The following is a 13,364-nucleotide window of genomic DNA, read 5'->3' on the forward strand; positions in this document are numbered from 1 at the left end:
TTATTTAATTGCAGGGGACATTTGCAATCTCAAGTTGTAATTTCTAAAAAAAACACCAGAGATTTTTTCAACAGCAAGTGTCTCCTCAAAAAATGATAAGCAAGTATTTATAATGCTTTCAGGCTTTAGTAAGTGCTCTAATTTATATGAAACATTCATTTTATCTGCTTGCTCGACAAAAAAGTTGTAATTACGGGAAAGTGGAAACTCGTTTTTTAATAGTTCAAATATGTATTTTGTATCTATGGGGGTATTGATTGGATAGCTGTCAATAAACTCTGCTAACTTACTAAATATTAATATATACCAGCGATCAAACATCCAAAGTTGAGGGTGTGTATTATTTGTTTTTAATAAAGCCGGATACTTGGGGTTTTTAACATTAAAATTTTTGTTGGAAGCTATATCGCTTTGTGAAGCAAGCCAGATTTTCCATTTTGGGTAATCATTTGAAAAATATCTATCTTGTTCTAATGCATAAACGTCAGCATAGTTTGTTACGTGCTCTATAAACTTATATTTTTCTAGTTGCTTTTCTTTTTCAGTAATAGCTATAAATTTTGCTCTTTCTAAAGCCGAACCTGGAGGTGTAAAGTTAAGCCATTCGAACTTAAATCGTTTTGATTTTTTTATTCGACCTACGATGATTTGGCCTGAATCTTTTTTGAGGATATCGGGGATATCATGTTGAAATAAAAGGACAACATTTAACACTCGTTCTTGGTTAGAGTTATTAAGAGCTACGCACTTCAATAGTAAAAAATGTTCATGCTCTGCTTCAAGAAAAACTTCTTTAAAATGTATACTTTTACTTTTTACTACTTGGGCAGATAAATCGTAATTTTTACCACTGATATTATGGTTAAATCCAATGTTGTGGCTGGGTATTTTTAGTCGTTGTCGCTTTTTTAAGTTATCAAATTTACGTAGGGCTTGTTTTTTAGACTCTTCAATTTGTTGTCGAATTTTTTTATTCATTTCAATTTGGTTGAGTTCAACTTTTTGATTAATCTCTTCTCTTAATTGATCCTCACACCAACCAAATAACCAATTAGACGTATCATCATTATGCTTAAGAGCACAATTTACATCGGTATAATCAGAATCAATATAAGCAGATAAATCATACTCTAAGGAAGCGATTTTTTCGTCACGGTAAAAGTTAATTTTTTCTGCGGAGCAAGGCGATGTTACCTTGATTTCAACTAATAAATCACCGATATTAGTTTCTAACTTCACATCGGCGATGTATTTGTTATGAATGCTATATTCAAGTTTTGCAGAGTTAATAAAGGCTTTTCTACTAGATTCAGTTTTACTGTAACCTCGATGATAAATAGTAATTTCTGGAAGGTTTATTGTTTTAGCCGTTAAAAAATATTCTTGAGCGTACCGATGCAAAGCGGTCATTAAGCATGTTCTAGACTCTTCTTTTGTAGTATGAGCAAATGAGTGCGCTTTTATTTTGCCGCCATTGCGTGCAATTAAAGGGTCATTACATGCGATGCAAAAACAGTTACATGCTTTACCATTTTTGACATTATTTATTGAAACAATCTTACCCGAAGCATCTCTAGCAAAAACAAGCATAAAACCCCTTTTAATTCATAAATGTATAGTTTAAGACATTACTAATTAGGTGTACATTTAAAAACTAAAATATCCTTAGTACACTTATAGGTTAGATACTAAGAGAATCTTAGCATAATATAATTTATCGCTTAGGTTCTCATGGAAACTCCAACACCTTCACGCCTAAAATCTGCAAGAAAAGCAGCAGGCCTTACTCAGCAACAGCTAGGTATGGCGTTAGGCATGGAGCCAAACACGGCTAGTGCTCGCATGAACCAATACGAAAAAGGCAAACATGCCCCTGATTTTTTAACCATGAAACGCATTGCTAAAGAGCTAGATGTGCCAGTTGCTTATTTTTATTGTGAAGAAGATATTCTATCTGAACTAATTTGTGCTTTGGGTAAGTTAAAAAAAGAAGACCAAATTGAATTATTAAATACACTCAAACCTGCAAAGCTATAAGGGATCAAAAAACATGGAAGTAAATGCTAATTCAATTAGAAAAATAGGTAAGACGGGAGATGATTCTTGGCTCTTAGAGGATACTCGCCAAATAACATTTTTTATTGGCCCTAATAATTCAGGTAAGAGTCGCGAATTAAGAAAATTATTTAATGGAAATATTAATAATTGGGCATTAGAGTATTTGGGTTTTGAAATAAAGGAAATAATCGAAAAACTATCAAGTGACTTTAATCAAGGTAGTTGGAGGGGGGATCTTAGAAGACTCAGGTCGTTAAACTATCAGCAATTACTCAATGAAGTATTATCAATTCAAAATAAACCTATTTGTTTAAGCAAGTTAGCGGCAGAAATCTATTCAATTTCTAAGGCTCCAAATTATACTTCCCCAGCAGAGGAACATACATTTTTTGAGATTATTAATTCAATGCTAAAAGGCTACTTCCCTGAAAAGGCATTAGAAAAGGTAAGTAGTTATTCAGTGACTAAGGAATGGGGTAAGATCTATGTACCAACTCTTCGGGGGCTGCGCCATGTTGCTGAGAAGGATATTTTTGAAAGTAGGACTAAGTCAGATTACTTTGCAAGTTTAAAGATAGATGAATATGAAATTTTCACTGGTCATAGCCTTTACAAAGATCTTATATCGCATCTTTTAGGTTCCTATGAGAAGCGACAAAAAGTTCGCGACTATGAACAGTATCTTTCTGAAAACTTCTTTTTTGGCAGGGGTATCTCATTAGTGCCTATGGTTGATAAAGATGTTGTACATGTTAAAGAAGGTGATGATGAAGACAGGCCTATTTATGATTTAGGTGACGGTATTCAATCAATTATATTGTTGACCTATAAAGTTTTTATGGCTGAAGAGCCGACTATGTTTTTTATTGAAGAGCCAGAACACTTTTTACATGCTGGACTTCAAAGAACATTAATTGAAACATTTGCAAAGCATAAAGAGCATATGTTTTTTATGACGACTCATTCAAACCACTTTTTAGATTTGGCTCAAGAGCGTGATGATATTTCAATTCAACAAGTTTCCAGGGTAAGAGGTGAAAGTAAAGTACAAGCCTCATTAGATTATGGTGAGTTACTTAATGAGCTTGGTGTACGTGCATCGTCGGTACTTCTTGCTAATTGTTCAATTTGGGTGGAAGGCGTTACTGATAAGCTATATTTGCGAGCTTATCTAAATAAGTACATCGAAGAGCTCGAAGATGAAGATAAGAAAAGTAAGCTGAGAAGTTATCATGAAAATCTTCATTTTGTTTTCACAGAGTACCAAGGCAGTAATATCACTCACTGGGATTTCAGTGATGATGTTGAAAATAATGGTAGTGAAACCCCCGCTAAAAGACTCAACAGAAATATCTTACTAATTGCTGATGCAGATATTGAGGGCAAAGGTGAGCGTGTTGAAAGCTTACGAGAAGCTTTGGAAGAGGCATTTTATTTACTTGAATATAAGGAAATCGAAAACTTTATACCTTTTGATATTTTGATTGATACAGCTAAAGCTAGATGGGAGACTTTTAAACAGAGAACTGATAGTAATATCGATAGATTTGAAAATATGAAGGAAGAGCTATTTAAATCTAATAGGTATGGTATTGGTGAAGTGTTAGAGCGCTATGTCGACAAAGCTGATGGACTTGAACGGAAATTCTATTCTGACAAATCAGGTACAATTAAAGACAAAGTTAAATTTTGTCATACTGCAATTTCACTTATGAATGAGTCTGATGATTGGAAGTTAACGCCAGAGCTAACTTCGCTATGTGAAACGGTCTGGGATTTTATTGAATCACATAATCAATAACTGCTTATGTGATTCGACCTTTTAGATGTAAGTGAGCGGACTCAGAGATATCACATCCGATAGCTTGTCGATTTAAGTTATTGGCTGCTACTAAAGTAGCTCCTGAGCCAAAAAAAGGATCAACGACGAGTTCATTTTCATTACTGCTTTGCGAGATGAGTGTTTCAATTAACTTAACTGGCTTTTCAGTAGGGTAGCCCCTGTATACTCTTTTACATGTGAGGATATCTGGAACGCTTAGATCATTTAACTTGCGCTTACCTTTCTCGAAAAAAAGAATATATTCGTGTCTAGCTCTGTAATGATAGCCCATTCCAATAGTCACTTTATCCCAAATTATTGGCTTCCAAAACTTGAAACCTACATTTTCAGCTATTGGCTTAATATAAAACATTGTTTCCTGATCGCAGAATAGATAAAAATGCGAACCTTTTTTCAGCACTCTGTATATTTCTATTAGTAGATCTTCAAAGCGATTATTTGGAAATATGTCGAACCATTGATTGCTTGACGATTTACTTACTTTTAGGCGAGTGGTAGTTCCTATTTTTCGATGTTTTTCTAATGATTCGTAGGGTGGATCAGTAATTAAAAGATCAACACTTTCGGTTGAAAGTGTTGATAACCAATTTACCGCATCATCTTTAAATACTTGCATTAAATCTCTTTAGTTAAAGTGTGCTGCATAATCGGCCATTGTGTGAGCTTTTTGATGCTGTCCCCTTGGGTAAATGGCGGCAATCTATACAATAGCTTTGGAAACCATCGGGGTTTTGTGACGATTTACGTGCGGGAGTTTTACCAAATGAGTTAGGGTAATGATGAAATACGTGTTCCGAACCATTTGCATCAGAGCAATGAGGGCAAGATTTAAATCTTTGTCCTGTAATTTGGTCAGCCTTTATGATCATTCCACTATTGAGTGCTTTATTACAGCAGTTACAAGCCATAAGAATCTCCTTATAAGTTAGCTTTGTATTTTTAAATTTGAGTTTTTATTGTGTTACTGGCTATTAATACATCCTTTAGAAATGCCGTAACGCTCTCTACAGTATCAGATATTGTACTTTTGTGAAGTACGAATGATTTAACGATAATTATTTTTTGACTATCTAATTTATTTAGCCTAAACCTAAACTAAGATTTTCTTAGTTTAGGTTGGCGATGCATTTTTTAGTTCAAACAAAACCTTATCCTGAAGAGGCGCTTGAAAGTTATTTGCTAAGGCTTGCAAGGGATAACTCATATGATGGTTATAGTGAGCTTGCTGATATTTTATGGCAATGGCTTGCAGAGCAAGATCATGAGCTTGAAGGTGCTTTGCCGGTAGAGCTGTGTATGGTTGATGTCTATCATGCTAGGCAAGCGAGCAGCTTTAGAATAAGAGCGCTTAAGTTAGTAGCCCAATTAGCTGATGTTAACGCTGGTGATATTCTTGCGCTTGCGTGGCGGCGCAGTAATTTTAAATTTGGCAACCTTGCCGCAGTAAGCCGTAATGAACTGACAATTCCCCTTGAGCTACTTCATACTGATAACATACCTGTTTGCATTGAATGCTTGTCTGAGTCTCAATATATTCCTTTTTATTGGCATTTAAAGTCCTATAAAGCATGCCACAAGCATAAAATGCAATTAACTATACATTGTAAAGAATGCCATAACTTAATTGATTACAGAGCTTCTGAGGCGTTTTTAGAGTGCAATTGTGGTTTAAAAATAACCAGTAGTGAACAGTTAAACGATGCAGACTTTAAAATTGCATTTGCGCTTGCAAGTAGTAACAGCCAAAAAATAGTGGGGTTGGTATCGTGGTTTGCGAAGGCTAAACAACTTGATGTAAGCGATGCAGACTTTAACTGCGCTTTTGTTGATTACTTTAGTACTTGGCCTGATGGCTTTACAGCTGAATTAGATTTACTCACAAATAATGCGCGGCTCAAACAACTTAACCCTTTTAATAAAACTAAGTTCAACTTTGTGTATGGAAATGTGATCCGTGACGGTCAAATAGCTGCAACAAGTAACCGTAAAAACAAAGTAATAGATGAGATTATTAGTTACTTTGTCGAATTAGTTGATAGTAACCCTAAAGCTAAACATCCAAATATTGCTGACTTACTGCTTTGTACTTTTGATACCGCAGTATTATTAAACACCACCACAGAGCAGGTTTATAGGCTTCATCAAGAAGGCTTTTTAAACTGTGCTTACCCACAAAAAAAGCACGAACAACTCAGAGCTGATAGCCATGTTTTTTATTTACGCCAAGTGATTGAGCTACATCAAGCATTCGCAGCTGAAAAACCTCAAACAAAAAAACAATTTATAGCGCCGTGGTAACTAATGAACTTACAAGATGCACTTGCAATTGAATCACTAAAAGATAAAACCACAACACTTAGAAAGTTGTTTGCCCCATATATGCCTCATGTTGCGGTAGATGGCTTTGAAGAACAAGCCCTGACTGTGCTCATTAACCTAGTTTATAAACGAAGTGAAATTGATGATTTAACAAGTACAAGAACTGCTAAAAGTGTATTACGCGATGAATTGTTATTGAGTAAGTGCATTAACGAAGTTAAATGGTTTCATACTCATAATTTAAAATACCCCGATATACGCGTAAGCCATCAACGTCTAATTAGTGAAGTTGTAAGTGAAGATATTGCGGGTATTTGTAGCCGGTCATTACCTTTAAGTTTTGGCTGGTCGCACAACAGCGCTGAAATTAATCATGCAAAGTTATTTTTAACCTCGTTTAATTGGCAAAGTGAAGTAACTTGTTTAGCAAAGTTACTAATAGCTGAAGAGCCTGTTTGGATTAATTTAATAAGAGAGTACGAGTTTACTAAAAAAGCGGTTTTAGAAATCTCGGGTAAAATAAAACAGCAGTTGCCAGTGGCAGAGTTCCCATTAGAAGTAAGCTCTTTTTCACCACAATTACAAATGCCATTTCAGCAAAGCTACCTTGCGGTTACGCCTGTAGTAAGCCACGCAATGCTGGCTAAAATTCAGCAATTAACAACAGATCGTAAGTTAAATTTTGCTTTAGTTGAGCACTCAAGACCTACCAATGTTGGCGATTTAGCAAGCTCAGTAGGCGGTAATATAAGAGTGCTGCGTTATTTTCCTAAAACATATTCAAAGGCTGTTAACCGCTCTAAAGTAGCCAATAATGATATTGAGAAAGCATTTAAAATTCGTGCGCTATTAAGTAGTCAATTTCAACAGGCGATTTTGGTGTTGGTAGGCATTAAACAGTTTAATACGTTAAGGCAAAAACGATTAGCGCGAGTAGCGGCTATTAGACAAGTACGTGTTAGCTTGCAGTTATGGCTTGATAATATTCTTGAAGCTAAAAATAACGCGCAAAACCAAGCTTACCCTGAGTGGGCAAAGCATTACTTAGATCAGAGTATTACTAACTGCATTAGCCAATTTAGTAACGTACTAAACGAGAGCCTTGGTAATTTAAGTAAGCTCAAACGCTTTGCGTATCACCCTAATTTAATGGGACTGTTTAAAGCGCAGTTAAACTATGTATTTACTCACTGTGCAGCTGAACAAGAAATATTAAATGATGAGCAAATAGTGTATGTACATTGCCAAGATATGCGAGTGTTTGATGCTGAGGCAATGGCTAACCCGTATGTTCAAGGTATGCCGTCACTTACTGCTTTAAATGGGCATGCTCATAATTTTGAGCGTAAGCTAAAGAACTTTATAGACCCTTCAATTAAGTGTATTGGCAGTGCCATTTACATTGAAAACTATCAACTACATACGGGTAAACCATTACCTGAACCAAATAAGTTAAAACAAGTTGCTGGCCGTAGTCATGTGATAAGATCAGGAATTATCGATAAACCTAAATGTGACATAACACTCGATTTAGTATTTAGGCTTTTGGTACCAAATACTGAGCTGTTAGATAAATTAAATAGTCAGCTTATAAAGCCCGCACTACCATCTACGTTTGCAGGCGGGACTATGCATCCACCTTCGTTATATCAAAATATAGACTGGTGTCATGTACATACTAAACCGAGTGAGCTGTTTAAAAACCTAAAGGTAAAATCGTCAAATGGCAGTTGGTTATATCCTTCAAAAAAAGTAGTTAAAAGTTTTGAACAATTAATTGATGCCCTTAACGGTAACTTTAATTTAAGACCTGCTGCAATTGGCTTTGCTGCGCTTGAAGAACCCGTAAAGCGAGATGCAGCATTACATGAACACCATTGTTATGCAGAGCCCGTAATTGGGCTGTTAGAGTGTGTTAGTAATACATCAGTAAAGTACGCAGGGGCTAAGCTGTTTTTTCATCATGCATTTTGGGTTATGGATGTTCAAAAAGAGTCTATGCTTATGAAAAAGTCTAAGTTTGAGTATGAATAATGCAATTACCTCGGCACTTAAGTTACACGCGTTCGCTCTCACCCAGTAAAGCGGTGTTTTTTTATAAAACATCGGAGTCAGATTTTGAACCGCTACAAATAGAGCAAAATAAATTAGTTGGACAAAAGTCAGGGTTTGGCGATGCGTATCAAAAGCAAAATGTGGCTAAAAATTTAGCGCCACAAGATCTCGCTTTTGGGAACCCACAAACAATTGATGTGTGCTACGTGCCTCCAACAGTAAATGAGCTATTTTGCCGTTTTTCACTCAGGGTTGAGGCTAATAACACTGAGCCACATGTTTGTGATGACCCTAAAGTTATTTATTGGTTAAAACGTTTTTTTGAAACCTATAAAAAGAACAATGGCCTTAATGAAGTTGCAACTCGCTATGCTAAAAATATACTGATGGGCAACTGGCTTTGGCGTAACCGCCAATCACCAAATGTTGATATTGAAATACTTACTGAGCACGCAGCTCCAATTATTGTTGAAGGTGCACAAAAACTAAAATGGCGAGGCAATTGGCAAAATAATCAAACGGCATTATTAACGTTGTCAGAAGCTATTCAAGAAGGGCTCAGCAACCCTCAAAATTATTGTTATTTAGATATAACAGCAAAAATTAAAAATGCATTTAGCCAAGAGGTTCACCCTAGTCAAAAGTTTGTAGATACTGTTGAACAAGGCATGTCATCTAAACAACTTGCATACACTCAAGTGGGCGATAAAAAAGCAGCAAGTTTAAACTCACAAAAAGTAGGGGCTGCGATTCAAACTATCGATGATTGGTATGAGGGAGGCTACAAACCTTTACGCACTCATGAATATGGCGCAGATAAGCAAATATTAGTTGCACACAGAACACCTAAGGCCCATTCAGACTTTTATTCATTACTCCCGCGTATTGCTTTGTATATTAAGCACATGGAAAAGCATAGTTTAGAGCAAAGTCGAGAATCAGACGCAGTTCACTTTATTGCGGCAGTACTGATAAAAGGTGGCTTGTTCCAAAGGAGTAAAGGTTGAAGCGCTATTATTTTACCATTACTTATTTACCTAAAAATTGTGATGTAAGCCTTCTAGCTGGCCGTTGTATCGGTATTTTGCATGGGTTTATGAGTTCACGCAAAGTAAGTAATATTGGTGTGTGCTTTCCTAAATGGAACGAGCAAACGATAGGCAATCAAATAGCGTTTGTATCGACAGATAAAGAGCAATTAACCAATCTATCTCAGCAAAGCTATTTTGAGGTGATGGCTCATGATAAGTTATTTGGCTTATCAGAAATACTCGAAGTACCATTAAACCAAAGTGAAGTCATGTTTGTTCGCAACCAATCAGTAGCCAAAGCATTTGTTGGTGAAAAACGAAGGCGATTAAAGCGAGCTAAAAAAAGAGCTGAAGCTAGAGGCGAGGTTTACAACCCTGAATATAAATTTGAGACAAAAGACATTGGCCATTTTCATTCAATACCTGTATCAAGCAAAGGCAATGGTCAAAGTTATGTTCTGCATATACAGAAAATTGAAAATGCTGAACCCATAAATAATCACTTTAACAATTATGGCTTTGCTACAAATCAAACATTTCAAGGTACGGTTCCCTCTTTGAATACCCTTTTTTAATAGTTATAAAAGACTCTTTTGATTCTCAATGAGTTATCTGATTGATTGAAAATAAGGGTAAATGATTTAAATTCGTTTAACAGTTTGGTATTTATGGAAATATATACTATTTTTATAGTGGACTGCCGAGTAGGCAGCTGGAAATAATGAAAAAATCCCATTCTTCTGTCTCATCTAGTGGACTGCCGAGTAGGCAGCTGGAAATAAGTAGGCATAAATCGTCTCGCAGACAAAGACGTGGACTGCCGAGTAGGCAGCTGGAAATAGGCCTGGAAGAAGACAACCACAAATTGTGACTTTTAACTGCCGAAAAGGCAGAGGCTAAGTAGAGAGCCCAGTTAACGCTGGGATCTTTTCAAGTTTTGTAACCATGTTTAAGGCTGTTAACAACGTTACTCAACAACCTTTAAGGTGATTTAGGGCTAAATTGCGAGGATCATCCATTTAGTCATTAATTGCATCATTAAATATCTTCAAAGTAGTCCATACAAGTTGCCCAAGTTCGCTCTCAAACACACTGTGAAAAATGGCTTTGCGCTTTGCGCAAGTTTAGACTGCTGTCAATTACTCATTAGCAAAGCGTTACCTGTTGCTAATGTATGTACGGGTCGAAATTCGTAATACTCCCATAAATTTATTATTGATGCATACAGATTTTCTCGCTTTAATTTTTCAATTTTAGATGCTTAGCCAAATCTAAACCTACTTAAATTGAGATTTTTAATTAATAAATCTTAGTTTAAGTATCATACCTTGAAGGAATTAAACAATTCTGAAGCTGCCGAAAATTCTAGATTCAAAGAATAAACTTTTTTAAAAAAGGTAGTAAAGTTAGGCTATTATTTATTTGATTAAGTGAGGAGAGAGAATGATCAGAAAGTATAAACCAGATGGGTGGGTTGTTCTAACATTTAAGACAATAGATGATAAAGCCTGCAATGTTTTATTTTGTTCATGGCGAGATGACGATGCCTGGAGAGTGAGCTCAGGCTCAATGGTGTTACCTCATCTATCACCGTGTAAAAATTACTGGATATGGCCTCAAATATCAGGCTCTACCTATGAACTCCCAGTTGATGAAGAAAATGGTTACACTTTTTACACAGGCGGGGTTTTAGAGGATTTGTTAGCAAAAGGGTATCCTGATGGTACACAGCTAAAGCGTGTTTTGCTGAGAGATATTATGAAAGGTTAAATAAGGTTCCCAGCGCATTCTTGTACGTCGAGTTGTTTGCTTTAGCAGATAATGAGCGCTAAATAAGGGCTTTTTTAAGTAAGCGAGGGTACTGAATAGGATAATGCAAATACTCTCAAATCCACACTAAAAGCTAATTTTCAGTTGCACTAAAAGCTAATAAGTGAACTCAAGAATAGCCCGTTATTACTCTGGCTTTTTAGTTGCCTGACTTGTTTACAATCATCTCAAAAGCAAGCTATAAATAGGCTATATTAATGACAATACACAATTTAAAATGAACCTTTCAAATATGGATCTAAAATCAGCTGAATCGGCTTGCGTCGCTTTAAAAACATTCTTTAACATCATGAAGGAATGGCGTGTAAGTGAAGATAATCAGCGAATATTCCTCGGCGAGCCTGATAAGTTTACATTCGAGAAATGGAAAAAGGGTAATGTATCCACCTTAACCGATGATGTGTTGGAGCGCATCTCTTATGTTTTTGGTGTTTATAAAAACTTAAGAATACTATTGCCTAAAACAGCGCAGGCTGATGAGTGGCTTACTAAGCCAAACGAGGGTTTTAATGGCTTTTCAGCGCTAGATTTAATGGCTACTGGACAAATAGTTAATTTGCGTAAAGTAAGGCGCTATTTAGATGCGAGGCTATAGCATTATAATAAAGCAGTACGCTTACTACTCTATTTAACTAGAGGTAATTAAACACCTATCAATACCTTAAAGTATTATGGGGCCCTCTGAGAGTATTAATCCTACTGGACTTCCCAGCTTTCACCAGATACCTACTTATAATCTTGAAGCACAAAACGGAAGTAAACTTCCGGTTTTAAGCCTATATTGCTAGATTTCGGAATCAAACTTCCGTTTATAGGGATTCAAAGGTAGTTATCGGAAATATACTTCTGTTTTTTTAAAGCGTTAACCTAAATAGCTATATTAGCCACTTTTCGGGGTCCTATTTGAGCGAATTACGGTCATTCGCGCTTTCTTTTTCGCTTAAGTCTCATTTCCTTAAAGCAGACGTTCATCAATACTGTAAAGAGCCGTAACTTTAGACCGAAAGCGGTCAAAGCGAGTTGAACCGCACTCGACCGTTGGATGATCTGATAGCTGACATTGGTAAAACTGCTCCTCAAATGCCCGAAAGGGCTAAAAGCTGCCCCTGAAAAATGGTGTTTTTAAAAACTTATATATTCTCAACTAAAGTATACTGATTAAGTATTTTCTATTTTTGACCACATCTAAATCATTATTTTTTTCGGAAACATCTATACCAATAGCTCTTCGTACTTCTTGTAGATAAACAAGCTCAGAATATGTACATCGTTCAAATTTTTTATTTCTTATAGTTAGGCAAGAGAATTCGACTGATGTAGTTTCTGGAATAGCTGTGATTATTGGGATTGAAGCACAAGCTTTTTTAAAAGCCTTTCGGTCTGCCGAAAACTCAAGCTCTTTAAGTGTATATCTAAACAAGCTATTTTCAGATGTAAAATCAAGAAGCTTTTTAAAATCATGATAAAGTTCATTCGCGTCAGGAGCATGAATAGCAGTTTTGTATATCGGTGACCAGTCGAATGACGGAAGAACAAACCATTGCACAGCATGGCTGCTTAAAATGTAATTTTGAATAAGCTCAGAGCAATAGGTAATAATATTCGTAAGTACGCTATTCTTTTCAAATCTTTTTCTCTTTAAGTATTCTTTTATCTGAGAGTTGATTTCATTTATAAAAGGCTTTTCAACCCCACCAATCATTTTAATTTCATTGAAACCTTTTAAGTAATCGATATGCACTATTGGCGGATGGCAAAAATTGTCATCGTGGTAGATTGATATTTCAAATGCAAACCTCATGCATGGACTAACCATAAAAAAGGTGCTGTCATACGTCAGGCTCTTTTTATCTCTTCGCTTTTTTAAAACACTTTGAACTTCAGCCAAGTCCAATTCAAAATAATCCATATTTCCAACCAGTTAGTTATAGTAAGGTAGCTCGACATAATACCAATTAATCACTTTTTATTAAGCTCCCCAGCACTTTAATTTTTATTAAATTATTTACTTAGTCTCTATGCTAAATATCCCTTAATTTGCTGAAATATAAACGCATGCAACATACAAGACCCTATGGCTCAAGCGGCCTCTCAGCCAAAGTGTGTCTTATATCTGAAACGAGCGATAACCGGTCATTGAGATTGGCTAAATATCGTCGTTAATTGATTCGTTAAACTGCTCTTTGCGCATATATTCATGAAAATGAGCGCTGCGCGCATATTGATTC

12 protein-coding genes are annotated in these 13,364 nt (G+C 35.9%); 8 read left to right on the top strand and 4 right to left on the bottom strand.

Annotated elements, in window-relative coordinates:
• A complete protein-coding gene (locus KZZ04_RS09185) occupies positions 1-1,590 on the bottom strand; it encodes a hypothetical protein (protein ID WP_219422525.1) in 1,590 nt (529 codons plus the stop codon).
• A gap of 141 nt (positions 1,591-1,731) precedes the next feature.
• Between KZZ04_RS09185 and KZZ04_RS09190 the strand changes: the two genes are divergently transcribed.
• Both KZZ04_RS09190 and KZZ04_RS09195 read left to right on the top strand, forming a co-directional pair.
• Positions 1,732-2,037 carry a helix-turn-helix domain-containing protein gene (locus KZZ04_RS09190; RefSeq protein WP_024590742.1) on the top strand — a complete coding sequence of 102 codons (306 nt, stop codon included), beginning with the start codon at positions 1,732-1,734 and terminating at the stop codon, positions 2,035-2,037.
• A 13-nt stretch (positions 2,038-2,050) separates the two neighbouring features.
• Positions 2,051-3,859 carry an AAA family ATPase gene (locus KZZ04_RS09195; protein ID WP_219422526.1) on the top strand — a complete coding sequence of 603 codons (1,809 nt, stop codon included), beginning with the start codon at positions 2,051-2,053 and terminating at the stop codon, positions 3,857-3,859.
• A gap of 4 nt (positions 3,860-3,863) precedes the next feature.
• Here KZZ04_RS09195 and KZZ04_RS09200 read toward each other — a convergent pair whose 3' ends face one another.
• Both KZZ04_RS09200 and KZZ04_RS09205 read right to left on the bottom strand, forming a co-directional pair.
• Complete coding sequence (locus KZZ04_RS09200; protein ID WP_219422527.1) at positions 3,864-4,517, bottom strand: site-specific DNA-methyltransferase; 654 nt, start codon at positions 4,515-4,517, stop codon at positions 3,864-3,866.
• Positions 4,518-4,530: 13 nt separating this feature from the next.
• The gene (locus KZZ04_RS09205; protein WP_219422528.1) at positions 4,531-4,809 is read right to left on the bottom strand and encodes a hypothetical protein; all 279 of its coding nucleotides are present in this window, start codon (positions 4,807-4,809) and stop codon (positions 4,531-4,533) included.
• Between the two features lie 214 nt (positions 4,810-5,023).
• Here KZZ04_RS09205 and KZZ04_RS09210 point away from each other — a divergent pair, with 214 nt between their 5' ends.
• From KZZ04_RS09210 to KZZ04_RS09235, 6 genes are all read left to right on the top strand, one after another.
• Positions 5,024-6,199 carry a TniQ family protein gene (locus tag KZZ04_RS09210; RefSeq protein ID WP_219422529.1) on the top strand — a complete coding sequence of 392 codons (1,176 nt, stop codon included), beginning with the start codon at positions 5,024-5,026 and terminating at the stop codon, positions 6,197-6,199.
• Positions 6,200-6,202: 3 nt separating this feature from the next.
• Entirely contained in the window at positions 6,203-8,254 is a 2,052-nt protein-coding gene (locus tag KZZ04_RS09215; RefSeq protein ID WP_219422530.1) for a type I-F CRISPR-associated protein Csy2, read from the top strand.
• The gene (gene csy3 / locus KZZ04_RS09220; protein WP_219422531.1) at positions 8,254-9,282 is read left to right on the top strand and encodes a type I-F CRISPR-associated protein Csy3; all 1,029 of its coding nucleotides are present in this window, start codon (positions 8,254-8,256) and stop codon (positions 9,280-9,282) included. Before KZZ04_RS09215 ends, csy3 begins: the two co-directional genes overlap by 1 nt.
• Positions 9,279-9,881 carry a type I-F CRISPR-associated endoribonuclease Cas6/Csy4 gene (cas6f, locus tag KZZ04_RS09225; RefSeq protein WP_219422532.1) on the top strand — a complete coding sequence of 201 codons (603 nt, stop codon included), beginning with the start codon at positions 9,279-9,281 and terminating at the stop codon, positions 9,879-9,881. The genes csy3 and cas6f overlap by 4 nt, the downstream gene beginning before the upstream one ends.
• A gap of 868 nt (positions 9,882-10,749) precedes the next feature.
• Complete coding sequence (locus tag KZZ04_RS09230; RefSeq protein WP_219422533.1) at positions 10,750-11,076, top strand: hypothetical protein; 327 nt, start codon at positions 10,750-10,752, stop codon at positions 11,074-11,076.
• A gap of 292 nt (positions 11,077-11,368) precedes the next feature.
• Positions 11,369-11,731 carry an MbcA/ParS/Xre antitoxin family protein gene (locus tag KZZ04_RS09235; RefSeq protein ID WP_257903594.1) on the top strand — a complete coding sequence of 121 codons (363 nt, stop codon included), beginning with the start codon at positions 11,369-11,371 and terminating at the stop codon, positions 11,729-11,731.
• Positions 11,732-12,280: 549 nt separating this feature from the next.
• Here the strand turns inward: KZZ04_RS09235 and KZZ04_RS09240 are convergent.
• Positions 12,281-13,045 carry a hypothetical protein gene (locus tag KZZ04_RS09240; protein WP_219422535.1) on the bottom strand — a complete coding sequence of 255 codons (765 nt, stop codon included), beginning with the start codon at positions 13,043-13,045 and terminating at the stop codon, positions 12,281-12,283.
• Positions 13,046-13,364 lie beyond the last annotated feature (319 nt).

The organism is Pseudoalteromonas sp. CR1, from assembly GCF_019392235.1.
Lineage (GTDB): Bacteria > Pseudomonadota > Gammaproteobacteria > Enterobacterales > Alteromonadaceae > Pseudoalteromonas.